Source organism: Massilia sp. BGA-UO-ETr-WB1 (genome assembly GCF_059567845.1).
In genome coordinates this window covers 681,583-707,507 of sequence record NZ_JCAQOT010000024.1, presented here as the reverse complement: position 1 = coordinate 707,507, position 25,925 = coordinate 681,583, and the positions used below count along the sequence as shown (strand labels likewise).

Annotated in this window: 14 protein-coding genes and 1 riboswitch; of the genes, 6 read left to right on the top strand and 8 right to left on the bottom strand. The window is 67.4% G+C overall.

Going from position 1 to position 25,925, the window contains the following annotated elements; all coding sequences use genetic code 11:
- Window positions 1–4: 4 nt before the first annotated feature.
- From AC56DV_RS16310 to AC56DV_RS16295, 4 genes are read right to left on the bottom strand one after another with little or no spacing between them, the layout of a single operon-like run.
- Complete coding sequence (locus tag AC56DV_RS16310; RefSeq protein WP_496315314.1) at window positions 5–1,342, bottom strand: TldD/PmbA family protein; 1,338 nt, start codon at window positions 1,340–1,342, stop codon at window positions 5–7.
- A gap of 14 nt (window positions 1,343–1,356) precedes the next feature.
- Window positions 1,357–2,994 (bottom strand): TldD/PmbA family protein, encoded by a 1,638-nt coding sequence (locus tag AC56DV_RS16305; protein WP_496315313.1) that lies wholly within the window; start codon window positions 2,992–2,994, stop codon window positions 1,357–1,359.
- Window positions 2,995–3,007: 13 nt separating this feature from the next.
- A complete protein-coding gene (locus tag AC56DV_RS16300; protein ID WP_496315312.1) occupies window positions 3,008–4,345 on the bottom strand; it encodes a TldD/PmbA family protein in 1,338 nt (445 codons plus the stop codon).
- Between the two features lie 15 nt (window positions 4,346–4,360).
- Window positions 4,361–5,998 carry a TldD/PmbA family protein gene (locus AC56DV_RS16295; RefSeq protein ID WP_496315311.1) on the bottom strand — a complete coding sequence of 546 codons (1,638 nt, stop codon included), beginning with the start codon at window positions 5,996–5,998 and terminating at the stop codon, window positions 4,361–4,363.
- A gap of 274 nt (window positions 5,999–6,272) precedes the next feature.
- Between AC56DV_RS16295 and AC56DV_RS16290 the strand changes: the two genes are divergently transcribed.
- The 3 genes from AC56DV_RS16290 to AC56DV_RS16280 all read left to right on the top strand — a co-directional run bounded on the left by AC56DV_RS16290 (window position 6,273) and on the right by AC56DV_RS16280 (window position 8,769).
- Complete coding sequence (locus tag AC56DV_RS16290) at window positions 6,273–7,085, top strand: class I SAM-dependent methyltransferase (RefSeq protein WP_496315310.1); 813 nt, start codon at window positions 6,273–6,275, stop codon at window positions 7,083–7,085.
- 93 nt (window positions 7,086–7,178) lie between these two features.
- The gene (aqpZ, locus tag AC56DV_RS16285) at window positions 7,179–7,871 is read left to right on the top strand and encodes an aquaporin Z (RefSeq protein ID WP_496315309.1); all 693 of its coding nucleotides are present in this window, start codon (window positions 7,179–7,181) and stop codon (window positions 7,869–7,871) included.
- A gap of 28 nt (window positions 7,872–7,899) precedes the next feature.
- Window positions 7,900–8,769, top strand: a complete 870-nt coding sequence (locus AC56DV_RS16280; RefSeq protein WP_496315308.1) for a transporter substrate-binding domain-containing protein — start codon at window positions 7,900–7,902, stop codon at window positions 8,767–8,769.
- Here the strand turns inward: AC56DV_RS16280 and AC56DV_RS16275 are convergent, their stop codons facing one another.
- On the bottom strand, window positions 8,770–10,416 hold the full coding sequence (locus AC56DV_RS16275) for a serine hydrolase (protein WP_496315307.1): 1,647 nt from the start codon (window positions 10,414–10,416) through the stop codon (window positions 8,770–8,772).
- Window positions 10,417–10,421: 5 nt separating this feature from the next.
- Window positions 10,422–12,275 carry a M1 family metallopeptidase gene (locus tag AC56DV_RS16270; protein WP_496315306.1) on the bottom strand — a complete coding sequence of 618 codons (1,854 nt, stop codon included), beginning with the start codon at window positions 12,273–12,275 and terminating at the stop codon, window positions 10,422–10,424.
- A gap of 99 nt (window positions 12,276–12,374) precedes the next feature.
- A riboswitch (yybP-ykoY riboswitch) is annotated at window positions 12,375–12,557 on the top strand.
- A gap of 15 nt (window positions 12,558–12,572) precedes the next feature.
- Between AC56DV_RS16270 and AC56DV_RS16265 the strand changes: the two genes are divergently transcribed.
- Window positions 12,573–13,148, top strand: a complete 576-nt coding sequence (locus AC56DV_RS16265; RefSeq protein ID WP_496315305.1) for a TMEM165/GDT1 family protein — start codon at window positions 12,573–12,575, stop codon at window positions 13,146–13,148.
- On the opposite strand, the gene AC56DV_RS16260 is transcribed toward AC56DV_RS16265, so the two are convergent.
- Both AC56DV_RS16260 and AC56DV_RS16255 read right to left on the bottom strand, forming a co-directional pair.
- Complete coding sequence (locus tag AC56DV_RS16260; RefSeq protein WP_496315304.1) at window positions 13,145–21,748, bottom strand: glycoside hydrolase family 94 protein; 8,604 nt, start codon at window positions 21,746–21,748, stop codon at window positions 13,145–13,147. The two genes, AC56DV_RS16265 and AC56DV_RS16260, sit on opposite strands and share 4 nt — an antisense overlap.
- A 294-nt stretch (window positions 21,749–22,042) precedes the next feature.
- On the bottom strand, window positions 22,043–24,142 hold the full coding sequence (locus AC56DV_RS16255; protein WP_496315303.1) for an aminotransferase class V-fold PLP-dependent enzyme: 2,100 nt from the start codon (window positions 24,140–24,142) through the stop codon (window positions 22,043–22,045).
- Between the two features lie 127 nt (window positions 24,143–24,269).
- Here AC56DV_RS16255 and AC56DV_RS16250 point away from each other — a divergent pair, with 127 nt between their 5' ends.
- Both AC56DV_RS16250 and AC56DV_RS16245 read left to right on the top strand, forming a co-directional pair.
- A complete protein-coding gene (locus AC56DV_RS16250) occupies window positions 24,270–24,755 on the top strand; it encodes an Lrp/AsnC family transcriptional regulator (RefSeq protein WP_496315302.1) in 486 nt (161 codons plus the stop codon).
- On the top strand, window positions 24,752–25,903 hold the full coding sequence (locus tag AC56DV_RS16245; RefSeq protein ID WP_496315301.1) for an HPP family protein: 1,152 nt from the start codon (window positions 24,752–24,754) through the stop codon (window positions 25,901–25,903). The genes AC56DV_RS16250 and AC56DV_RS16245 overlap by 4 nt, the downstream gene beginning before the upstream one ends.
- The last annotated feature ends 22 nt before the right edge of the window (window positions 25,904–25,925 follow it).

Genomic DNA, 25,925 nt, shown 5'->3' with positions numbered 1-25,925 from the left:
AACCTTATACGGCGTCCGACAAGGAGGTGAAGTTGAAGTCGCGCACCTTCATCGCCGGCAGCAGCATCTGGAAGTTGGAGTTGGTGCCGCCCACCACCACCGGCTTGCCCAGTTCCTCGATGTTGTTCAGCATGGCGACCGGACTCTCGTTGAAGCGGAAGTTCTTGATCGGATGCTTGATCTTGCCGTTCTCGATGTAGAAAGTGCCGTCGCGCGTGAGGCCGGTGAGCAGCTGCGACTGCGGATCGACCATGCGGATGTACCAGGTGCGGGTGACCAGCACGCCCTTCTTGGTGCTGGCGATCAGCTCCTCGGTGGACTTGCTGCCGCCGGACATGATGATGTTGCCGTGGCGGCCGATGGCGCGCTTGCCCTGCTTCTGCGCCCAGTAGCGCGTGTAATCCATGCCGGCCACCACGCCGTTCCTGATGATGTCGGCGCGTTCGCGCGCCAGCATGGAAGCGCTGTCCCACGGCAGCACCGGCACCTCCGGATTCCACGGGTCGGCCCACACGTTCACCTGTTCGTCGTACAGTTTCTCGCCCACGCGGTTTCCGCCGCCCTTCTTCGACAGGAAGCTGCGGCCCTCGTCCGCATTGCGGGCGTCGAAGGCGCCGAACATGAAGTTCAGCATGTCCGAGGTGGCGTCCGGCTCCAGGATGACGGTGTAGCGGCCCGGCTCCAGCGCCTTGGCGTCCGCCGAGCGCACTGCCTTCTCGATGGCGATGGCCGAGGCTTCGCGCGCGTCGAACTTGCCGGCGTCGTTGGCGTAGCGCTTGGCCCAGCCGGAACCGCGCCCGTCTTCGGTGCGGGTGGTGACGGTGAAACCGAGGCTGGTCAGTTCCTGGTAGCCGAACACGCCGTTCGAGTTGGCGTGCGCCTGGAAGGAAGTGGTGTCGTCGAAGAAGCCGGCCGCCTTCAGCTTGGCCTTGCGCGCCGCCTCGATGCTGCGGAACGCCACTTCGGCGCGGTACTCGGGATCGATGGCGGCGGTGTTCTTGCTCCACGTCGGCGTGGCCTTGTACTGCTGCGCGCTCACGTTGGGCATGAACTCCGGGTTCTCCGGCGCCAGGCGCGCCACGTCTTCTGCGCGGCGCACGGCTTTTTCCAGCGACTTGTCGTCGAACTCGTTGATGGTGGCGCTGCCCACCCGCTTGCCGAAGGAAACGCTGACGCTGAGCTGCGTGTCCTCGGTCAGGCCGGCGGTCGATACGGCGTTGTTGGCGTAGCGGATGTTGCCTTCGCGCTCGCCGCGCAGGCTCACGCTGCACTCATCGGCCTTCGAGAAGGCGATGGTCTTTTCGCAGACGCGCTTGGCTTCTTCCTGGGTCAAAAATTTCATCTTGCGCTAGCTCCTTAGCCGATCTTGCGGGCGGTGTTGATGACGTTCACGCCGTTGAAGCGCGTGGTGCTCGATCCGTGCGACACCGCACTGACCTGGGAAGGCTGGCCTTTGCCGTCGAAGAAGGAGCCGCCCATGCGCCAGTCGCGCTCATCGCACATGGCGGAGCAGGCGTTCCAGAATTCCTGGGTGTTGGACTGGTAGGCCACATCCTCCAGCGGCTGGGTGATCTTGCCGTCCTTGATTTCGTAGTACAGCTGGCCGCCGAACTGGAAGTTGTAGCGCTGCTGGTCGATCGAGAAGGAACCGCGTCCGGCGATGTAGATGCCCTTCTTCACGTCCTTGACCATCTCGTCCGGCGTGAGCTGCTTCCTGCCGGCCTGGAGCGACACGTTGGGCATGCGCTGGAACTGCACGCTGCTCCAGCTGTCCGCGTACGAGCAGCCGTGCGATTCCTTCTCGCCGATGATGTGGGCCTGGTCGCGCGTGGCCTGGTAGTTCACCAGCACGCCGTCCTTGATGATGTCCCAGCGCTTGCACTGCACGCCTTCATCGTCGTAGCCCACGGTGGCCAGCGCGCCCGGCGCGGTCTTGTCGGCCACGAAGTTGACGATGTCGGAGCCGTACTTGAATTTCTTCGACTGCCACTTGTCCAGCGTGGCGAAGCTGGTGCCAGCGTAGTTGGCCTCGTAGCCCAGCACGCGGTCCAACTCCGTGGCGTGGCCGACGGATTCGTGGATGGTGAGGAACAGGTGCTCGGGGCTGAGCACCAGGTCGTACTTGCCCGGCTCCACGGTCTTGGCGCTGAGCTTTTCGCGCGCCTGCTTGCCGGCCGCGCGGGCGTCCTCGATCAGGTCGTAGCCGTCCTTGTACAGCGTGGTGACGCCGCCCGGCGCGCGGATCTTGTGCTGCGGCTTGGCGTCGAAGAACTCATAGCCCATGCCGGCCGGCGAGGACAGGCCCTGGCGGGTGCGGAATTTGCCGCTGCTCTTGTCCACGGCGGTGGCGGTGAACGGGGCCCACAGGCGGTGCACGTCCTGGTCGATATAGGAGCCGTCGGTGGAGGCGAAGTACTTCTGCTGGTTCACCTGGAACAGGGTGGACTGCATGAAGCTGGCGCCCGCGTCCATGCCGGCCTTGTTGGCGGCGATCAGCATCTCGGCCTTTTCCTTGATGGGCACCGTGCGCCAGTCCTTCTTGAACGGCGTGGCCCACGCCACCTCGCCCACGCCCTTGACGGGCGCCAGGCGCACCGGCTCGGCCTGCAGGCGCGCGTTGGCCTTGGCGATGGCCACCGCCTGGCGCGCGGCTTCGGCCACCGAGTCCGGCGTCATCACGTTGGTGGAAACGAAGCCGTAGGCGCCGTTGGCCAGCACCCGCACGCCCACGCCGCTCGATTCGGTGTTGACGATGTTTTCCACGTTCAGGTCGCGCGTGGTGATGAACTGGTTCAGGTAGCGGCCTATGCGCACGTCGCAGTAGCTGGCGCCGGCCTTGGTGGCCGCGTTCATCGCGGCGTCGGCCAGCGATTTCTTGAACTGCACCGCCATCGGGTTGAGCAGCTCTTCAGCCGCGATGGCGTTGCCGAACACCGGCACCAGCAGGGTGCCGCCGGTGATGGCCCCTACTTTCAGAAATGTACGTCGTTCCACAATCTCTCCTGATTTACACCGCGTCCGACAGGGACGTGAAGTTAAAGTCGCGCACCTTCATCGCCGGAATCAGCAATTTGTACGGCGATTCGTCGCCGCCCAGTATCACCGGCTTGCCCAGTTCATCGATGTTGTTCAGCATGGTGACCGGGCTTTCGTTGAAGCGGAAGTTCTTGATCGGGTGCTTGATCTTGCCGTTCTCGATGTAGAAGGTGCCGTCGCGCGTGAGGCCGGTGAGCAGCAGCGATTGCGGGTCCACCATGCGGATGTACCAGGTACGGGTGACCAGCACGCCCTTCTTGGTGTTGGCGATCAGCTCCGCCGTCTCCTTGTTGGTGCCGGCCATGATGAAGTTGCCCGGCGAGCCGACGGCGCGCTTGCCCTGCTTCTGCGCCCAGAAACGCGAGTAGTCCAGCGCGGCGACCTTGCCGTTCTTGACGATGTCCATGCGCTCGCGCGCCAGGTAGGTATTGTTGTCCCACGGCGTGACGGCGATGTCCTTGTCCCACGGGTCGGACCAGATATTGACCTGCTCGTCGAACAGCTTGTCGCCCAGGCGGTTGGCGCCGCCCTTCTTGGACAGGAAGCTGCGGCCTTCGTCCGCGCTGCGCGCGTCCAGGGCGCCGAACATATAGGCCAGCAGGTCGGAAGTGGCGGCCGGCTCCAGGATCACCGTGTAGCGGCCCGGCTCCAGCGCCTTGGCGTCCACCGAGCGCAGCGCTTTTTCGATCGCCACGTCGGACGCTTCGCGCGCGTCGAACTTGTTCACGTCGCCCGCGTCGCGCCGCACCCAGCCCGAACCGCGCCCGTCCTCGGTGCGCACCGTCAGCGTGAAGTTCACGCCGGTCTCTTCCTGGTGGCCGAACACGCCCCTGGAGTTGGCGATGGCCTCGAACGAGGTGCTGTCGGTGAAGAAGCCGGCCGCCTGCAGCTTGTTCTTGCGGCTGTTCTCGATGCTGTAGGCGGCCACCTGCGCGCGGAAGTCGGGGTCGATGGCCGCCGTGCTCTTGCTGTAGGTGTTGCTGGCCTTGTATTCCTGCTTCGATACGGTGGGCATGAACTCCGGATTGTCCGGCGCCAGGCGCGCCAGGTCTTCCGCGCGGCGCACGGCTTTTTCCAGCGACTTGTCGTCGAACTCGTTGATGGTGGCCACGCCCTGCTTCTTGCCGAACGAGACCGCCACGGCCAGCTGGCTGTCTTCCACCAGGCCGGCGGTGGACACGGCGTTGCGCGCGTAGCGGATATTGCCGGTGCGGCTGCCGGTCACCTTCACTTCGCACTCGTCGCCCTTGGACAGCGACAGTACTTTATCGCAAATGCGCTTGGTTTCTTCCTGACTCAAAATCTTCATGTCGTCGTCCTGTCCTTAACCGATCTTGCGGGCGGTGTTGATCACGTTGATGCCGTTGAAACGCGTGGTGCTCGAACCGTGCGAGACGATGGACGACTGCGATGGCTGGCCCTTGCCGTCGAAGAAGGAGCCGCCCATGCGCCAGTCGCGCTCGTCGCACATGGCGGAGCAGGCGTTCCAGAATTCCTGGGTGTTGGACTGGTAGGCCACGTCTTCCAGCGGCCGGGTGATCTTGCCGTCCTTGATCTCATAGAACAGCTGGCCGCCGAACTGGAAGTTGTAGCGCTGCTGGTCGATCGAGAAGGAACCGTCGCCGACGATATAGATGCCCTTCTTCACGTCCTTGATCATTTCGTCCGGCGTGAGCTTCTTCTTGCCCGCCTCCAGCGACACGTTGGGCATGCGCTGGAACTGCACGCTGCTCCAGCTGTCCGCGTAGGAGCAGCCGTGCGATTCCTTCTCGCCGATGATGTGGGCCTGGTCGCGCGTGGCCTGGTAGTTCACCAGCACGCCGTCGCGGATGATGTCCCAGCGCTTGCATTTCACGCCTTCGTCGTCGTAGCCGACCGCGCCCAGCGAACCAGGGGTGGTCTTGTCGGCGACGATGTTGACGATGTCGGAACCGTACTTGAATTTCTTCGACTGCCACTTGTCCAGCGTGGCGAAGCTGGTGCCGGCGAAATTGGCCTCGTAGCCGAGCACGCGGTCCAGTTCCGTCGGGTGGCCCACGGATTCATGGATGGTGAGCCACATGTGCTCAGGGCTGAGCACCAGGTCGTACTTGCCCGGCTCGACCGACTTGGCCGACAGCTTGGCCTTGGCCTGCTTGCCGGCGTTGCGCGCGTCCTCGATCAGGTCGTAGGAATTGCGGTACAGGGTGGTGACGCCGCCGGCGGCCTGGAACTTGTCTTCCTTGCGCGCGTCCAGGTATTCGTAGCCCATGCCGACTGGGGACGACAGGCCGGAACGCGAGCGGAACTTGCCGGTGGTCTTGTCCACGGCGGTGGCGAAGAACGGCACCCACAGGCGGTGCACGTCCTGGTCGATATAGGAACCGTCGGTGGAGGCGAAATACTTCTGCTGGTTCACCTGGAACAGCAAGGACTGCATGAAGCTCGCGCCCGCGTCCAGGCCGGCCTTGTTGCCGGCGATGAGCAGCTCGGCCTTTTCCTTGATCGGCACCGCGCGCCAGTCCTTCTTGTAGGGCGTGGCCCAGGACACGGTACCCGCGCCGGTCACCGGCGCCAGTTGCAGCGGCGCGCTTTGCAGCCTGGCGTTGGCCTTGGCGATGGCCACCGCCTGGCGCGCCGCGCCCGCCACGCCGTCCGGCGACACGTCGCTGGTGGCGGCGAAGCCGTAGGCGCCGTGGGCGATGACGCGCACGCCGACGCCGGCCGATTCGGTATTGGTGATGTTCTCCACGTTCAGGTCGCGCGTGGTGAGGAACTGGTTCAGGTAACGGCCGATGCGCACGTCGCAGTAGCTGGCGCCGGCCTGGGTGGCGGCCGTCATGGCCGTATCGGCCAGCATCTTCTTGAAGGCGGTGTCCGCCGGCTTGAGCAGCTCTTCGGCCGCGATCGCCCTGCCGTATGCGGGCAGCAGCATGGTGCCCAGGGCCAAACCACTGATATTGAGGAATGCACGTCGTTCCATAATCTCTCCAAAAGAACCTTCGCCGGAAAGTACACCATGACGCAAGTTTTGTGCCATTGCAAATCTTTCCGGTGCAGCCGTCACACTCCTGTCATTTGCCGGACCCCGGCTTGCCAAACGCAAGCGGCGGGTGTCCGATGTGTCCGCGCGAGTGTCCGCTCAGTGTCCGGCAAGGGCGCGGCGGACACTATCGAATCTGCTTGACCCGGCCCGCGAGTTCCCCGATGATCGGCGCAGACGACCGCCACGCGTCGTCAACAACCTGGAGACATGCATGAAACAATTCATCCTCGGCGCAGCGATCGCATGCGGCCTGGCCGCCCCCGGCCTGGCCCTGGCCGACGACGCCCTCAAGGCCGCCATCGCCAACCCGGCGCGCACGCCTGCCAACGTGGCGCGCGACCCGGCACGCCATCCTTATGAAACGCTGACCTTCTTCGGCATCAAGCCCACCATGACGGTGGTGGAGCTGTCCCCTGGCGGCGGCTGGTACACCGAGATCCTCGGCCCCTACCTGCGCAAGGACGGCAAGCTGATCGCCGCCGGCAGCACGCCCGGCTCGGCCAACGAAAACGTCCGCAAGGCCGCCGCCCGCTTCCAGGACAAGCTGAACGCGGTACCGGCCTCCTACGACAAAGTGGTGCTGGGCGCCTTCGAGCCGAACAACAATGTGTTCAGCTACGCGCCGAAAGGCAGCGCGGACATGGTGCTCACCTTCCGCAACATCCACAACTGGATCGGCAACGGCGACGCCAGCGTGAAGGCGCTGTTCGCCAGCGTGTACGACACGCTCAAGCCGGGCGGCGTGTTCGGCGTGGTGGAGCACCGCCTGCCGGCCAGCATGAAGCAGGACGAGAAGGCCAGTTCGGGCTACGTGCACGAAGCCTATGTGATCAAGCTGGCGGAGAACGCCGGCTTCAAGCTGGCTGCCAAGTCGGAAGTCAACGCCAACCCGAAGGACAAGGCCGACCATGAAGGCGGCGTGTGGGCGCTGCCGCCAACCTACACCAACAAGGACAAGGACCGCGCCAAGTACCAGGCCATCGGCGAAAGCGACCGCATGACGCTCAAGTTCGTCAAGCCATAGCGGTTTTCAGCGCGCCGCCGCCGCATCGAAGGATGGACATTTCTTGCACCCCGGTATAAATTGTTAATTCGTTAAATTTACTAAGGGGTATATATGAAAGCATATGGCGCAGAGTTTGTCGGCACCTTCTGGCTGGTGCTGGGCGGCTGCGGCAGCGCGGTACTGGCGGCGGCGTTTCCCGGGGTCGGCATCGGCCTGCTGGGCGTGTCGCTGGCGTTTGGCCTGACGGTGCTGACCATGGCGTACGCCATCGGCCACATCTCGGGCTGCCACCTGAATCCAGCGGTATCGATCGGCCTGTGGGCCGGCGGCCGCTTCCCCGCCAACAAGCTGCTGCCCTACATCGTGGCCCAGGTGCTGGGCGCCATCGCCGCCGGCGGCGTGCTGTACCTGATCGCCAGCGGCAAGGCCGGCTTCAGCCTGGCCGGCGGCCTGGCTTCCAACGGCTACGGCGAACACTCGCCGGGCGGCTACTCGCTGACCGCCGCGCTGGTGACCGAAGTCGTGATGACGATGATGTTCCTGATCGTGATCCTGGGCGCCACCGACCGCCGCGCGCCGGCCGGCTTCGCACCGCTGCCGATCGGCCTGGCGCTGACGCTGATCCACCTGATCAGCATCCCGGTCACCAACACCTCGGTCAACCCGGCGCGCAGCACCGGCGTGGGCGTGTACGTGGGCGACTGGGCGGTAAGCCAGCTGTGGCTGTTCTGGCTGGCGCCGATCGCCGGCGCCGTGCTGGGCGCGCTGGTGTACCGCTTCATCGCCGACGAGGCCAAGGCCTAAGCGGCTGCAAGCGGCCGCACTCGGCCGCATGCAGCCGGATCGCGCCGCCATGCGCTACTATAGCGGCGTGATGATCAAGCTTTATTTTTTCCTGTCCCTGCTGCTGGCCTGCTGCGTTCCGCAGCGGGCGGCAGCCGCGCCGCCGGCAATGCATCGCTTCGTGCTGCCCGCCGTCTCCCCCAGCGCGAAGGAGCACGCCGCCTATTTCCCCCGCCTGCTGAAGCTTGCCTTGGACAAGACCGTGGCCAGCGACGGGCCGTACGAACTGGCCCACTACGGCCAGGAGCTGACCAGCCTGCGGCGCAATGCCGAACTCAAAAACAATGGCGTGATCAACGTGATGTGGGACGGCACCGATCGCCAGCGCGAAGCCGAGCTGCTGCCGGTGCGCATTTCGCTGATCAAGGAATTGAACGATTACCGCGTGTTCCTGATCCGCAGCGAGGACGCGGCCCGCTTCGCGGCGGTGCGCACGCTGGACGACCTGCGCAAGCTGAAGGCCGGCGCCGGCACCAACTGGCCGTCAACCGGGGTGCTGCGCTTTAACGGCTTGCCGGTGGAGACCTCGGGCGGCTATGAATACCTGTTCCCCATGCTGCGCGTGAAGCGCTTCGACTATATGCCGCGCGGCGTGCAGGAGGCATGGTCGGAGCTGGAGCAGCATCCGGGCGAAGGACTGCAGGTCGAGCCCACCATTTTCCTGCACTACCGCGTGCCGTTCTATTTCTTCGTCAGCCGCAACAGGCCGGAGCTGGCCGCGCGCATCGAGCGCGGGCTGCGCATGGCGCAGAAGGACGGCAGCTTTGAACGCCTGTTCAACAGCATCCCCGCCTTCCAGCGCGGCATGGACGAGATCACGGCGCGCAAGCGCCGCGTGTTCCAGCTGCGGCTGCCGTGATTACTTCTTGGGCGGCGGCACCGGCCTCAGGTCCAGGTCGGCGAAGTCGTAGCTGAAGTCCGTTTCGGCCGATACCGGCTTCATCTTCATGCGCTCGATGCTGCCGTCCGGGTTCAGCGCGAAGCTCACGTAGGCGTCCGCGTTGAAGTTGCGCTGGCGCCAGCGCACGATGAAGGAGTCGTGCTGGAAGTGCTCCAGGTCGCCCACCAGGTCCGGCGTCTTCACAAAGCGCATCACCTGCTTCTGGCCTTCGCGCTTGATGGTGACCAGGCCGTACCAGGCGTCCTGGTATTCGCCTTCGTACGCGGCCAGGGCCAGCGAGGGCTGCGACTTGGCCGCGCGCGCGGAGGCGGCCTTGCCCACCTTTGCCAGTTCTTCCTTGTGCTTGGCCTGCTCGTCGGCCGAGACGATGCCGATCCAGTCGGTCGCCGGCGCGTTCATGTACTGGTCCAGCAGGCGCCATTGCAGCGCCGCCATCGAGCCGCTGTTCTCGGCGTTGGTGAAGATGGCGATGCCCAGCTTTTCTTCCGGCACCAGCAGCACGCGCGAGTAGAAGCCTTGCAGCGCGCCGCCGTGCAGGGCGATCTTGCGGCCGCGGTAGTCGCGCAGCTGGAAGCCCAGGCCGTAGGCGGCGAAGTTCGGCCTGGTGGCGGCCAGCGGCGGCTTCGGTTCGCTGATCTTCATCGGCGTCTGCGCGGTCCACATTTCCGCCAGCTGCTTTTCGCTGACCAGTTGCCGGCCGTCCGGCGCCTTGCCGCCGTTCAGCAGCATGTTCATCCAGCGTGCGATGTCTTCGGCGCTGGTGTTGATGCCGACCGCGCCGATGGCGTTCTCCACCGGCATGGGCTTGACCACGGTGGTGGTCTCGCCGACCTTGCTGTGCGGCGCCGAATAGTCGGCCGTCTCCAGCATGGCGGCCACGCTGGTGGTGGTGCCGTCCATGCCCAGCGGCGCCAGGATGCGCTCGCGCACGGCCTCGCCCCAGGGCTTGCCGGCCTTGTCGGCGATGATCTTGCCGGCCACGATGTAGAGCAGGTTGTCGTAGGCGTAGCTGTTGCGGAAGCTGGTGGCCGGCTTGATGTAGCGCAGGCGCTCGATGATCTCGTCGCTGGTGAAGTTCGAGGTCGGCCACCACATCAAATCGCCCGCGCCGAGACCGAGGCCGCTGCGGTGGGTCAGCAGGTCGCGCACGGTCATGGCGCCGGTGACGTAGGAGTCGTACATCTGGAAGCCGGGCAGGTGTTTGGTGACGGGGTCGTCCCATTTCAGCTTGCCTTCGTCGACCAGCATGGCCAGCGCGGCGGCGGTGAAGGCCTTGGAGTTGGACGCCACTTCGAACAGCGTGCGGCCGGTGACCGGCGCCGGTTCGCCCAGCTTGCGCACGCCGTAGCCCTTGGCGGCGACCACCTTGCCGTCCTTGACGATGGCAATGGCGATGCCGGGCACGTCGAAGGTTTTCAGGACGCGGTTCACGTCGGCGTCGAGGTCGAAGGCGGACTGCGCGGATGCGGCGGCCGCGGCGGCCGCGGCGTCCGGCTGCGCGGCATCGGCGGCCGGGGCGGCGGCCCAGGCGGTGGTGCTGAACGCCAGCAGCAGCGCGGCGGCCAGTCTGGCGCCGGCGAACCGGGTACGCAATTGGGTACGCATTACCTTCATTTCTTCTCCCGCAGCTTATCGACTGCTTTTTGGGTGTCGGGGTGGTAGCGCGGGCGGGCCTGCTTGTACAGCGCCAGCGCCCAGTCGCGCTCGGCCGGGTTCTTCAGCAGCGCCGCGTACAGCGGCAGCACGAACTTCTTGCGGCCCACGCTCATCAGGAAGCTGTTGAGCGGCGCGCGCACGTCGTAGCCCGCTTTCACGGACGCCAGGTAGAAGCGGAACGCCACTTCGTTGTTGCCGCTCTTGGCCAGGCCGAAGGCCTGGTCCAGTTCCTTCAGCTGCGCGGCGCTGGCCTTGCCGTCGATGTCGTTCAGGAAGTGCATCCACTCGATGGCGATCCAGTTCTTGGTGGCCAGGCTGGTGGTGGCCAGCTCGCCCGCCAGCCAGGCGTCGCGCTGCGCGTCCAGGCCGGCCAGGCGCGGCGACGTGACGCGCTTGGCGCTGGCCGGCACGCCCGGGCCGTACAGCCATTCGTCCAGCTCGGCCTGGGTCATCACTTCGGGATGCTGGGCCAGCAGGTTTTTCTGCAGATAGCTCAGGAACTGCTCGGTGGTGGCCGACTGGAAGGCGTGCTGGTCGAACCAGCCGCGCAGGAAGGGATCGAACACGGCGCGGCCGGCGCGCTGCTCCAGCGTGTGCAGCAGCCAGGCGCCCTTGGGATAGGCCAGGCCTTCGTCGGTGTAGGTGGCGCTGCCGGTGTCCGGGTCGCGCGTGATCAGCGCCTGCTTCGGCGCCGGGATGTCCTTCAGCGAAGCGAACAGCTCCTCCTGCTCCAGCTGCAGGCCCATCTGCGCCACTTCGGCGCCGTACAGGCTTTCCACGATGCGGGTGGTGACGTAGGTGGTGAAGCCTTCGTTCAGCCACCAGTGCTTCCACGACGCGTTGGTGACCAGGTTGCCGGACCAGGAGTGCGCCAGTTCGTGCGCGATCAGGTCCACCAGGCTGCGGTCGCCCGCGATCATGGTGGGCGTGAGGAAGGTCATGCGCGGATTTTCCATGCCGCCGATGGGGAAGGACGGCGGCAGCACCAGCATGTCGTAGCGCCCCCAGCGATAGGGGCCGTACAGCGACTCGGCGGCGTCGATCATCTTCTCGGTGTCGGCCAGCTCGTAGGCGGCGGCATCGATGCGGGCCGGCTCGGCATACACGGCGGTGCGCGGGCCCAGGTTGCGCACTTCGATCTCGCCGATGGCGATGGCCAGCAGGTAGGACGGAATCGGCTGCGGCATCTTGAACTTCCAGCCGCCCTGGCCGGTGCCCTTCTGGTCGTTCTCGGCGCTCATCACCACGCGCAGGCCGGACGGCGCGTCCACCCGGGCGCTGTAGGTGAAGCGCACGGCGGGCGTATCCTGCACCGGCGCCCAGGAGCGCGCGTCGATGGTTTCGGACTGGCTGAACATGAACGGGCGCTTGCCCGACATGGTCTGCTGCGGCGTCATCCACTGCAGCGCGGACGCGGTGGGCGCGGTGCGGTAATAGACGCGCACCTTCTGCGGCTGGCTGGCCAGCGCGATGCGCAGCGCCTGGCCCTTTTCGGCGTCCGGCTTGTCCATCATGTAGGAGGCCGCGCTCCAGCGGCCGTTCGGCTGCAGCACCTGCACCTTGGCGATGCTGAGCTGGCGCGTGTCGAGCACCAGCGAACGGGCCGACTTGTCGAGCCAGTTCAGGGTCAGTTCGGCGTAGCCGCTCAGGGTCTTGCGGCTGAAGTCCGCTTTCAGGTCCAGGTGCAGGTCCGTGGTGCGGACCTGGTCGTAGCGGGCGTAGCTGAGCGGGTCTTGCGCCAGGGCGGCGGTTCCCGCCTGGGCCAGCAGCGCGCACAACAGCAAGCGCAGGGAGGTATGGTTTTGCATAGGCTTCTTTGGTTAAGAAAGGGCGCGGAGCAGAATAGCATACAAGGGATGCTTTTTTCACTCTGCGGGCCAGTCTGATACAATGCGAAAAGAACTTTAGGGAGTAGTCGGCTTCCGGTCCCACCGGAAGAATCTGCGTCAACATAATCGGCCCGCAGGCCGTGGCGCAGGTGGCCGCAGCACGCACACGGTGCGATGCCGCGCAGCTTGGCGAGACTATCGATCGAGGAGCGGCCGCTTTGGGCCGGAGTCGCTCCTGGATCTTTGGTTAACGTCCGGCCCTGAAGACCTCATCACATGGAAGCATTTCTCCTCTCCACCGGCATCGTTGCCCTCGCTGAAATCGGCGATAAAACCCAGCTGCTCGCATTCTGCCTGGCCGCGCAATTCCGCCGTCCGGTCCCTATCGTGCTGGGCATCTTCACCGCCACGGTGGCCAACCACGCCTTCGCCGGCGCGCTGGGCAGCTGGATCACCGGCCTGATGGGGCCGGACGTGCTGCGCTGGGTGCTGGGCGTGTCCTTCCTGGCGATGGCGGCATGGATACTGGTGCCGGACCAGATCGACGAGGACGAGCAGCCGAGCGCCAGGTACGGCGTGTTCGCGGCCACCGTGATCGCCTTCTTCCTGGCGGAGATGGGCGACAAGACGCAGATCGCCACCGTGGCCCTGGCGGCGCACTTCGACAGCCTGCTGGCCGTCGTCGCGGGCACCACCTTCGGCATGATGCTGGCCAATGTGCCGGCGGTCTACCTGGGCAAGAGCGTGGCGGCGAAGATTCCGCTCAAGCTGGTGCACGGCATCGCCGCCGCCATCTTCGCGGCCATCGGCGTTGCCACGCTGCTGGGAGCCGGGGCCTCCTTCGGCATCTAAAGCGTCAGCGTCACCGCGTGCGGCTGGCCGTCGTCCACCAACTGGATCTCGGCGCCGGACTGCACGGCGCCGTCCACCGTCAGGCCGGCCGCGCCTTCGCGCTGGATCGCGATGGTGTACACGCTGGCGCCGTAGCGGTAGGTCAGCGTGTAGCCCGGCCAGGCGGCGGGGATGCGCGGCGCCAGCGTCAGCTTGTCGGCCGTGCGCGTGAGGCCCAGCAGGGACTCCAGTATCAGGCGGTACATCCAGCCCGATGACCCGGTGTACCAGCTCCACCCGCCGCGCCCCACGTGCGGCGACACGGCGTACACGTCCGCCGTCACCACGTATGGCTCCACCTTGTACACCGCGCTCGATTCCGGCGTGCTGCCGTGCTGCACCGGATTAATCATGCGCATCAGCTCCCAGGCCTTCTCCACGTCGCCCATCTTGGCAAACGCCATCACGGTCCAGATGGCCGCGTGCGTGTACTGGCCGCCGTTCTCGCGCACGCCCGGCACGTAGCCGCGGATGTAGCCGGGATTCAGGTCGGCCTTGTCGAACGGCGGATCGAGCAGCTGGATCAGGCCGAAGTCGCGCCGCACCAGGCGCTTGTCCACCTGCGCCATCGCGCCGTGCACGCGCTCCTTGCTGGCCGCGCCAGACAGGATGCCCCAGCTCTGCGAGATCGAATCGATCTGGCATTCCTCGTTCTCGTGCGAGCCGAGCGGCGTGCCGTCGTCGAAGTAGGCGCGGCGGTACCACTCGCCGTCCCACGCGTTCTGCTCGACGTTGGCGGCCAGCTTGCGGGCCTCCTCGCGGCACTCGGCCGCGAACGCCGCGCCGTCGTGGCGCTCGGCCACCTCGGCAAAGCGCTGCAGCACCTCGTACAGGAAGAAGGCCAGCCACACGCTCTCGCCCTTGCCTTCCTCGCCCACCTTGTCCATGCCGTCGTTCCAGTCGCAGGAGCCGATCAACGGCAGGCCGTGCACGCCGAAGCGCAAGCCGTTGCGGATGGCCCGCACGCAGTGCTCGTACACGCTGCCGGTGACGCCGGAGCGGGTCGGCATGTCGTAATAGGAGTCCTCCTCCGGCTTGACCGGGCGGCCTTCCAGGAAGTGCACCACCTCGTCCAGCACCGTCAGGTCGCCGGTGGTGGTCACGTAGCGCGCCACGCCCAGCGGCAGCCACAGGTAGTCGTCCGAGCAGTGGGTGCGCACGCCGCGGTCCGACGGCGGGTGCCACCAGTGCTGCACGTCGCCTTCCAGAAACTGGTGCGCGCAGCACAGCACGATATGGTCGCGCAGCAGCTGCGGCTCGGTGTGCACCATGGCCATCGCGTCCTGCAGCTGGTCGCGGAAGCCGAAGGCGCCGCCGGACTGGTAGTAGCCGCTGCGCGCCCACATGCGGCAGGCGATGGTCTGGTACATCAGCCAGCCGTTGGCGATCACGTCCAGCGACGCTTCCGGCGTGGCGATCTGCACCGCGCCCAGCGTTTTGTTCCAGTGCGCGCGCACGGCCTGCAGCACCTCGCGCGCGGCGGCCCGGCCGCCGTGCTTCTGCACCATGCTGGAGGCGTCGGCGTTGCGGCGCCCGCCCAGGCCGAGCAGGAACACGATCTCGCGCTCCTGGCCCGGCAGCAGGTCGAACGGCACCTGGATCGCGGCGCAGCTGTCGAGCGCGCTGCCCACCTTGCCGGACAGGCGCATGCGGCGCAGCGCCTGCGGATCGGCCAGCGTGCCGTTCCGGCCCAGGAACTCGGTGCGGTCGGCCGTCACCGAGCGGGTGGTGGCGTCGGCGTTGAAGAAGGCCACCCGGCCGGAGAACTCGGTGTTGTACGGATTGCGCGCGAACAGCGCCCCGCTGATCGGATCGAGCTCGGTGACGATGTGCATGCCGGACTTGGAGCGCATGTCGCCCAGCACCCACTCGACGTAGCCGGTGGCCGACAGCCGGCGCGGCACCTGCGAATCGTTGCGTACCTTGAGCACGGTGTAGCGCAGCGGCGCGTCCAGCGCCACGTAGGTGGTCAGCTCGGTGGCGATGCCGGCCTCGGTGTGCTCGAAGGTGCTGTAGCCGAAGCCGTGGCGCGTGACGTAGTCGCCGCTGCCGCGCGCCGGCAAGGCGGTGGGCGACCAGAAATGGCCGCTCTGCTCGTCGCGCAGGTAGAACGCCTCGCCGCTGCTGTCGGACACCGGGTCGTTGTGCCACGGCGTGAGGCGGAATTCGTGCGCGTTTTCCTGCCAGGTGTAGGCCTGGCCGCTTTCGGAAATGACGCTGCCGAACTGCGGATTGGCCAGCACGTTGGACCACGGCGCGGGCGTGCGCTGCCCTTCGCTGGTGACGATCACGTACTCGCTGCCGTCGGCCGAGAAGCCGCCGATGCCGTTGCCCAGCTGCAGCCCCTGCGGGGTGTGCAGGTGCGGGCCGGCCTCGTCGTACTCGCCGCGCGGGTCCGCCATCAGCGGCGGCATGCGCAGCGGCGCCGGGCCGGGCCGCTTGAGCTGCTCGGCCAGGGTGCCGCGCTCGTCGCTGATGATGACGCGCGCCACCGACTGCAGCAGGATGCGGTCCTCGGGCGCGATCTGCTCGCCCATGCGCACGAAGATGCCGCCCGGCCGGTCGATGGCCTGGGCGTCGATGCCGGAGGCGATCAGGCCCATGATCTGGTCCTGCAGGGCTTGCCGGTAGCCGGACAGGTCCTCGTACCAGATCACCAGGTCCACCACCAGCCCCTTCAGGCGCCAGTAGGCGTGCGCCTGCACCATCTGGCGCGCCAGCTCGATGTTGGCCGGGTCGCGGATCTGCAGCAGCACGATGGGCAGGTCGCCGGAAATGGCGTAGGCCCACAGGCCGGACTGGCCGCGCTGGTTCCTGCTCAGGATGCCCGCGTCCGCGCGCAGCGAGGCGTTCGGGTAGATCACGCTGTTGGCCAGGCGGCCGTACAGCTGCGCGTCCGTTTCGCTGGCGTTGAGCTGGCGCAGCACCACCTGGCTGTGGGTCCAGGCCAGTTCGAACACGCGGTCGGCCAGGTGGCGGTCCTGGTATTTGTCGATCAGGTGCAGCGCCGATTCGCGCGTGTCGGTCATGCCGGTGACGATATCGACCGTGGCCGATTCGTCCGGCTCCAGCACGATCTGGTAGCGGATCGCCACGATGGGGTCCAGCACCGAGCCTTCGGCGCCGCTCAGCGGGCCGGCCTGCGTCATGGCGCGCGGCGCGATGGCGGTGTTGCCGCGCCCGATAAAGCGCGCGCGGTCGGTTTCGTAGGAAACGTTGCTGATGGCCGCGTCGTGCAGGGTCATCAGGTGCAGCATGTACGGCATGTGCTCGGCTTTGCCGCGCGGACGGCGCGTGCACAGGATGGCCGTTTCCTGCGGCAGGATTTCGGTCTGCACGAACAGCTTGGAGAAGGCCGGGTGCGCCGCGTCGGCCGGCGCCGGCGCCATCACCACCTCGGCGAAGCTGGTCACCTCGATGGTGCGGCGGCGTTCGGACTTGTTGGTGATGCGGGTGCGCCGCATCTCGATATCGTCCTCCGGCGACACCACGATCTCGGTGTACAGCTCCAGGTCGCGGTCGCTGCGCCGGAACTCGGCGCGGCCTTCGGAGAAGATCACCTCGTACTTGCGCGGCTCGGCCAGCGTCGGCTGGTAGGTGGTGGACCAGTAGGTGCCGTCGTCCAGGTCGCGCACGTAGCAGAAGTTGCCCCAGTTGTCGCGCGTGCTGTCCTCGCGCCAGCGGGTCACCGCCAGGTCCTTCCAGCGGCTGTAGCTGCCGCCGGCGCTGGTCACCATCACGTGGTAGCGGCCGTTCGACAGCAGCTGGGTTTCCGGCACCGGCTGGTTCGGCTGGGTCAGGATGCGCATCGGCTGCGCCTGTTCCTGCGCCACGGTGCGGATGGCGGCCTGCTCGGCGGTGTTGGAATAGAAGGCGCCGGCCTGCGGGCTGCGCTCCTGCAGCACCAGCAGCGTCGACTGCAGCAGCGGATCCGCTTCGAAGCGGCGCTGCATCGGCCGGTCGTGCAACAGGTAGCTCAGCGCCAGCAAGCCCATGCCCTGGTGGTGCACCATGAAGGAGCGGATCACCGCGTGGTTCTGGCCGCGCGGCAGGCGCGCCGCCGTGTAGTCGATCGCCTCGTAGAAGCCGTAGCGGCCCATGAAGCCCAGGCCGGCCATCTTCTGCAGGTTGGCGCAGGACGCTTCCGGGTGCACCATCAGCCCCATCATGGACGCGTACGGCGCCACCACCAGGTCGTCGGCCAAGCCGCGCTTCAGGCCCAGGCCCGGCACGCCGAAGGCGCGGTACTGGTAGTTGAGCGCCGCGTCCACCGTGTTGTAGCCGGACTCGGAGATCCCCCACGGCACGCTGCGCTGCTTGCCGTAGTCGATCTGCGCGCCGATCACGGAATTGTAGGTCTGGTCCAGCAGGGTGCTGGGGTAGTTCGGCATCACCAGCAGCGGCATCAGGTACTCGAACATGGAGCCGCTCCAGGACAGCAGCACCGGCTTCCCGCCCAGCATGCACAGCTGGCGGCCCAGCGCGAACCAGTGCTCCTGCGGCAGCTGGCCCTGGGCAATGGCGACAAAGCTGGCCAGCCGCACTTCGGAGGCCAGCAGGTCGTAATAGCTGGCGTCCAGCCGGCGCTCGGTGACGTTGTAGCCGATGGCCAGCAGATTGGTGGTGGGGTTGAACAGGAAGCCATATTCCACCTGGGCGAATTCCTGCGCCTGGCGCGCCAGGTCGGCCAGCTTCTCGAGGCGCTGGCGCGCCTGCGCGGCGCCCTGCGCCACCAGGCCGCCCAGCAGCTGCTGGCGTTCGCGCTCGCCCGGCGCCAGGTCGGTCTGGGCAAAGCCCTGCGTGCCCTGCGGCATGGCGGCCAGTTCGCGCAGCGTGGGAATGCGCAGCAGGTTGGCGTCGAACACCTCGCCCGCCGTCACCCAGGGCGCCAGCAGCAGCAGGTCGTCCAGCGCGGCCTGGCATTGCACCGCCAGCGCACTGGCCCACATCCGCACCGTGGCGTCGGACGGCTGCCCGCCGTTCACATACTGCGCGCTGGCGGCGGCGGCGCGCTTCAGCCACGCGTGCAGCTCGATCAGGTTGGCCGGGTACAGCGGCCGCAGCGGCGCGATCTCTTTCTGCAGCTGGATCAGCTCGTCCGGCACGTCGACACCGCCGCCGCTGCCCGGCGCCTGTTGCGCCACCGCCTCCATCAGCACCAGGATGGAAGTGCCGATGCCGTCCACCACCTGCTGCCCCACGATGGGCTGGTCCGCCAGCTGCAGCAAGCCTTGCTGCAGGGTGAGCAGATGGCCCGCCAGGTTGCCGCTGTCCACCGTCGAGATATAGATCGGGTACAGCGGCTTCATGGTGAGCGTGTCGTACCAGTTGTAGAAGTGGCCCTGGTGGCGCTCCAGCCTGGCCATCGCCTCCAGCGTGCCGGCGGTGCGCGCCACCAACTGGCCGCCGCAGATGTAGCCGAAGTCGTGCGCCGACAGGTTGGCCAGCAGCGCCATGCCCATATTGGTGGGCGAGGTGCGGTGCGCGATCACCTGCACCGGATGCTCCTGCATATTGTCGGGCGGCAGCCAGTTGTCCTCGGGGCCGACGAAGGTGTCGAAATAGGCCCAGGTCTTGCGCGCCAGCATATGCAGGAAGGTGTCCTGCTCGGGGCTCAGCGCGGCCTGTTCGCGGCGCAGCGGCTGGCTGATCCACCACGCCACCACGGGCGCGGCCAGCCAGCCGGCCAGGAACAGCAGCGCCGCGGCGAAGGACTGCGGCCGCCAGGCCAGCAGCGCCGCGCCGGCCGCCAGCGCCAGCGCGGGCGAGGCCCACATGGTGCGCCAGTAGTCGGCCAGATCGTTGCCGCCGCGGGTGAGCGCCGAGGCGCGCCATTGCAGCATGCGGCGCTTGGACACCAGCGTGCGCCACATGGTGCGCGCGATGGCGTCCAGGCCGAAGTAGGACTCGTAGGGCAGGAACACCAGCGTCAGCAGCGCGTGCGAGAACTGCATGCCGCTGCGGCGCGCGGTGGCGTTGACGTGCTGCGTCCACAGGGTGTCGCGCGGCTTGTGCAGCAGGTCGTACAGGGAGCTGGCCAGCGGCGGCACGAAGATCACCGCCAGCACGGCCAGGGTCCAGAACCACGGGTTGGGCAGCGCGCTCCAGGCCAGCAGCAGCGACAAGGTCAGCACCGGCGCCACCAGGCTGCGGCGCAGGTTGTCGAACAGCTTCCAGCGCGACAGCGCCGACAGCGGATTGCGTTCGCGCTGGCCGCCGCGCAGCGGCACCTTGCCCACCACCCAGGACAGCAGCTGCCAGTCGCCGCGCATCCAGCGCTGGCGGCGGCTGATGTCGTCGCTGTAGCGGGCCGGGTACTGCTCGTACAGCTGGGCGTCGCTCAGCAGGCCGGCGCGCAGGTAGCAGCCTTCCAGCAGGTCGTGGCTGAGGATGCGGTTGTCCGGCAGGCGCGCGCCGAGCACGCGCTCGAACACGTCCACGTCGTAGATGCCCTTGCCGATGAACGAGCCTTCGTAGAACACGTCCTGGTAGACGTCGGACACGGTGCGGGTGTAGGGGTCGATGCCCGGCTCGCCGCCGCACAGCTTCTCGTAGCGCGAGGCCTGCTCGCTCGGCAGGCTGACCGCCACGCGCGGCTGCAGGATGCCGTAGCCGTCGATCACGCGGTTGCGGCGCGGGTCGATCACGGGCCGGTTCAGCGGATGCTGCATGGTGGCCACGAACTGGCGCGCGGCGTCGCGCGGCAGCTTGGTGTCGGTGTCGAGCGTGATGACGTACTTGAAGGTGTCCAGGTCGCTGGTGTCGCCCACCACCAGCGAGAAACGGTCGCGCGCGCCGCCGCGCAGGAAGCGGTTCAGGTCTTCCAGCTTGCCGCGCTTGCGCTCGCGGCCCATCCACGCGTTCTCGGACGCGTTCCACAGGCGCGGCCGGTGCAGCAGCAGGAAGGGGCCGGCCGGCGCGTTGCCCTGCGGCCCGGCGGTGGGCGCGGCGCCGCGCGGCGTGGCGTCCGCGCCGGCCGTGTACAGTTCGTTGAGCCGGCGGATTTCCTCCTGCGCCTGCTGCAGCAGCGCGGCGTCGCCCGGCAGCACTTCCTCATTGGCGTCGGCGAAGTCGGTCAGCAGGCAGAAACGCAGGTTGATGTCGCGGTTGGCCAGGAAGCGCACTTCCAGCTGTTCGCACAGTTCGGCCACGTTCTCCTTGCTGTAGATGAGCGTGGGCACCACCACCAGCGCGCGCGCGTCGGACGGCAGGCCGTGCTTGTAGTCCATGCGCGGCAAGGGGTTGGGCCGCGTCAGCAGGGTGGCGGCCCAGTTCACCAGCGCCAGCGCCAGCTGGCTGCTGCACAGCACCGCCAGCAGCGCCAGCACGGCCAGCTGCCAGCCTTCCACGCCCTGGTTGCCGGCGCGTTCCACCAGCAGGCCGCTGATGACCACCGTGATGGCGGCGATCGCGCCCAGGTAGGAGGTGAGCGGCGAGGCGCGCGTGGTGCGCTGGAGGGAGGCCAGCGGCGGCAGGCGCACGCCGGCCTGCTGTTCCAGCATCAGCACGCCGCGCCCCACCAGGTAGTAGCCGATGTGGGCGTGGCGCGGGTCCGCGCCGTCGCGCCGCGCGCTGGCCAGCTGCAGCGCCATCACGGCGATTTCGGATTCGCTGTGCGGCGAGCGCTTGGCCAGCTTCTCGATCACGTGGCGGTACTGGTCGCGGGTGGCGAAATCCATCTCGCCGTAGATGTCGGCCGGGTCCATGCGCAAGGTCTGCTCCACCGCGCTCATGGTTTCGACGAACTCCTGCCAATCCATGGTGCCAAGGAAGCGCAGGCTGCCGATGCTGTTGGCGATGGACACCTGCTCGGCAGCCTGGTGCTGGATCTCGGTCTGGATCTGCTGCTCGATGGTCTGGCCCGACTCGGCCAGGCGGTGCGTGATCCACGTCAGCGCCAGGGTCAGGGTGGCGCTCTGGCCTTGCAGGCGGCGCGCCAGTTCGGCCACGAAGCCGCTGGTGATGGGCGGGTTGGAACGCGCCATGTCGGCCACCAGCAGGATCAGGCCGCTGGGGTTCTTGTCGGCGATGTCCATCATCTGGTCGGCCCAGGTGTTGGCCAGGTCGCGCTCGATGCGGTTCTCGGCCACGCGCGCGGCCACCCGGCGCAGGTTCTCGATCAGCGCCAGGCGCAGCATGATGGGGATGGCCCACAGTTCGCCCAGCTTCAGCGTGGACACTTCCTGGTAGGCGTCGACAAAGCGGCACAGGCTTTCCGGGTCGACCCGGCCGTCGCCGTGGGCGATGATTTCCAGCGCAATCTGGTACACGCGCGGCGTGCCGTCCGGCGCGCCTTTCGACAGGCGCGGCAGCTCCTTGCTGTAGTCCTTCGGCAGGTGGCGCCGCGCGGTGCGGATCTGTTCTTCGATCAGGTAGGAGTTGTCCAGCAGCCACTCGGAGGCGGGCGTGATCTGGCGCGAATTCTTGACGGCGGCGGTCAGCTCGTCGCAGGTCTGGGAGATGACGTCGGCATTCTCGGCCAGGCGCGCCAGCAGGCGGTCCGGGCCGCCGCGCTTGCTCAGTTCATGGGTTTCGGCCAGCGTCTTGCCGTGGGCCGCCATTTGTTGCGCACTGAATAGTTCCGCGCGCAAGGGGGAGTCGTCGTCCTGCGCCCCGCCCTGCAGCGCACCGGTACTGACCTCCCGGAAACCTATCGTCGCACTTGGCAACAGTATCGGATGTTCGTTCAACTTGGACCTCGCAATCTACCCTGACAAGCATTGTCAAGTATGGTCCAAGCAATGTTACGGAGGCGCACGGCACGTGACGGTGCGCTGACGTACAGAAAGACATACGCCCTGCAGTAATGATGAGTTCCTCAAGTCAACAGCGTGCTTTGCGGGCCCGTGCCGCCGTCATGCAGCGAGCGCCAGCGCGGCCGCCGGCGGCATGCCCAGCGCCATGCCGCCGGCCAGGTCGTAGGCCTGGGCGTAGCCGAGGCGGCGCAGGCATTGCGCGGCCTTGGTGCTGCGGTTGCCGCTGCGGCAGAAGAACACCAGCGGCACCGGCGCGGGCGCCGCCATCCAGGCCGGGATCTGGCCCGCCAGCTGCCCCAGCGGCACGCTGACCACCTTGCCGCCCCACGGCGCAGCGGGCGCGCCCACCAGGTGTTCATGGCTTTCGCGCACGTCGACCAGCAGCGCGTTCGGATGCCGCTGCAGCAGCGCCTGCAGCGCGGCCGCGTCCAGGTGCAGATCCGGGTGCGGCTCGCCGGCGGCAGGCGTTGGGGCAGGCGCTTGCGCCTGTGCTTGCAGGCTGCTGCAGAACGGCTGCTGCGCATCGCTGGCGGCGCACAGCAAGGTATCCGCGTGCACCAGTCCGGCCAGCTGCTGCGGCTCCAGCGCGCCGATGAAAGCGTGGCGCACGGCGGACGCCGGCAAGGCGCCGCAGGCCGGCTGGCCCAACAAATACGCCGCCTGGCGCGCGCCCGCCGGCACGCGCCTCAGCATTGCGCCACCCGCCTGGCCACCCAGCGCCAGCAATTCATCGCCAGCCGTGCCGGCCGGCCAGCCGAACGCATCCGCGCCGGGCGCCACGTTCAGCGCGCGCGACAGCGTGGCCAGGTCGGCGCCCGGCGTGGTGCCCAGCACGGCCACCGCGCGGTAGCCCAGGCCGCGCACGTGGGCCACGATGCGCTCGGCGAATTCCGGCTGCGGATCGATCACCACGCAGCTGCGGCTGGCCGCGTCGTGCACCAGCCAGCTGCATGCGCCGCCGCTGCCCAGCTGCAGCACGCCGTCCTGCGCCGGCAAGCCGCCGTCCTGCGCGATCACGCCGCTGGCGCGCAGCGCGGCGCCGCAGCGCTCGATGCGCTCGCAGGCGCGGGCGATGGACGCCTCGTCCGCCAGCGGGCCGAAGGACATGCGGATGGCGCTGGCGGCGCGCCAGTCCGGCACGCCCATGGCCTGCAGCACATAGCTGGGCGCAGCTTTGGCGGCCGAGCAAGCGCTGCCCGAGCTGACGCGCACGCCCGCCGCGTCGAATACATCCATCAGCTCCTTGCTGGACAGGCCCGGCACGGAGAAATTGAGCGTGGTCGGCAGCGCGTGCTCGAAGGCGGCGTTGAACACCACGCCCGGCAGCGCGCGGCGCAGGCTGGCCGCCAGGCGCTCGCGGAAGGTGCACAGCACGTCGTGCGGGCGGAACACGCCGCCCTGCTCCAGCGCCGCCAGCACCGCGTCCAGCGCGGCCACGCCGGCCATGTTCTCGGTGCCCGAACGCAGCGCGGCCTCCTGCCCGCCGCCCACGATCAGCGGCGTAAACGGCGCGCCCTGGCGCACGTACAGCATGCCGATGCCCTTGGGCGCATACAGCTTGTGGCCCGAGAACGGCGCGTAATCGATGCGGCTGCGCGCCAGGCGCAGGCGGAACTTGCCCAGCGCCTGCACGCAGTCCACCATCCAGTACGCGCCGCAGCCGGTTTCCTCCAGCAGCGCCTCGATGCCGGCGATGTCCGTCAGCACGCCGGTTTCATTGTTGGCCGCCATGGTGCACAGCATGGCCGCCTGCGGCAGCACGGCGCGCAGCGCCTGCAGGTCGTGGCGGCCGTCGCTGTCGACCGGCAGCTTGCTCAGCTCCAGGTCCAGGCCCAGCAGGCGGTTCCAGTGCGCCAGCGCTTCCGGCACCGCCTTGTGCTCGGTGGCGCCGTACACCAGCAGCGAGCCGATGGCCTGGCCCGCGTCGCGCCGTTCGCGCAGCGCGCACAGCGCCGACAGCACGGCGGTCTGGATGCCCTCGGTGGCGCCGCTGTTGAACATCAGGCGGCCCTGCTCTACGCCCAGCAGGCGCACCGCGCGCTGGCGCGCGCCGTCCAGCAGCGCCCTGGCCTGCAGGCCGGTGGTGTGGCTGCTGCTGGGGTTGCCGTAGCAGTCCTGCATGGCGCGCACGGCGGCGGCGATGGCGGCGGGCAGGACGGGGCTGGTGGCGTTGCCGTCGAGGTAGATTTCTGGAGTCATGATAGGCACTGTGCGGGATTTCTGATACTCAACAGCTTACGCACTGGCGCCGAATCATATATTCCAAAATCACACTGCAAAGGCGCATAATATGGAATGAATATGCTATCTTTTACCAATTTATAGAATGAACCATCTAGACCGTTACGATTACGCCATCCTGGGCGCCCTGCAGCTGGACGGCACGCTGTCGATTGCCGACCTGGCCGAGAAGGTTGGCCTGTCCAGCACGCCGTGCTGGAAGCGCCTGAAACGGCTGGAGGAGGAAGGCTATATCGACAAGCGCGTGGCCATCGTCAACCGCCGCAAGGCCGGGCTGGGCGTGACGGTGTTCGTCAGCGTGCGCACCAGCCAGCACGACGAGAAGTGGCTGGCGCGCTTCGCCGCCGCCGTGCAGGCGCTGCCGGAGGTGCAGGAATTCCACCGCATGAGCGGCGACATCGACTACCTGCTCAAGGTGGTCACCACCGACATCGAAGGCTATGACCGTTTTTACAAGAAGCTGATCAAGGCCGTGCAGCTGACGGGGGTATCGTCCGCTTTCTCCATGGAACAGATAAAATTCACGACTGAATTACCTCTGCACCTCGTCTCCCACGGATTGCCTGCATGAATTTTTTAGCCTCGCTGCTGCCAGCCCAAAGCCACACCAGCTTCCGCGAACGCGCCCGCGCCTGCAGCGGCGCCATCCTCGCCCTGCTGATCACCGGCCTGCTGTGCCGCTACCTGCTGCCCAATGAACCGTCGCACATCTTCCTGGTCGGCCCCATGGGCGCCTCGGCGGTGCTGCTGTTCTGCCTGCCGGCCAGCCCGCTGGCCCAGCCCTGGTCGGTGGTCGGCGGCAATGTGCTGTCCGGCCTGGTGGGCGCGGCCTGCGTGCGCTGGCTGGGGGATTCGGTGCCGATCGCCGCGCTGGCCGTGGCGCTGGCCATCGGCGCCATGTTCGTGCTGCGCTGCCTGCACCCGCCGGGCGGCGCGGTGGCGCTGACGGTGGTGATGGGCGGCCCCGCGGTCCACGCGGCCGGCTTCGAGTTCCCGCTGGTTCCGGTGCTGATCAACTCGCTGATGATGGTGGCCGTGGCCATCCTGTACAACAACCTCACCGGGCGCCGCTACCCGCACCTGCAGCAGCCGGCGCACGCCAACCCGCACGCCACGCGGGACCCGCTGCCCACGCTGCGCCTGGGCTTCAAGCCGGAAGACCTGGACGCGGTGCTCAAGCAGTACAACCAGGTGCTCGACGTGAGCCGCGACGACCTGGAAGAGATCTTCCTGAAAACCGAGATGCGCGCCTACCAGCGCCGCTTCGGCGTGATCTCCTGCGGCGACATCATGTCCAAGGACGTGGCGACGGCCGAATTCGGCACGGAACTGGAAACGGCCTGGCGCGACATGCGCGCGCGCAAAGTGGCCGCGCTGCCGGTGCTGAACCGCGCGCGCCGCGTGATCGGCATCGTCACGCAGAGCGACTTCCTCGACCACAGCGGCCTGGACGACTACCATACCGTGACCCAGAAGCTGCGCCGCTTCCTGCGCCGCACCGGCGTGACGCACACCGAGAAGGCCGAGGTGGTGGGCCAGATCATGACCACCAAGCCCACGGTGGCCACGCTGTCCACGCCCATCGTCGACCTGGTGCCGCTGATGGCGGACGCCGGCTTCCACCACATTCCGGTGGTGGACGAGGAGCAGCGCTTCGCCGGCATCGTCACCCAGTCCGACCTGGTGGCGGCGCTGTACGAATCGCGTTTGGCCAACTAGCTTTCCCACTTACCCACCATAG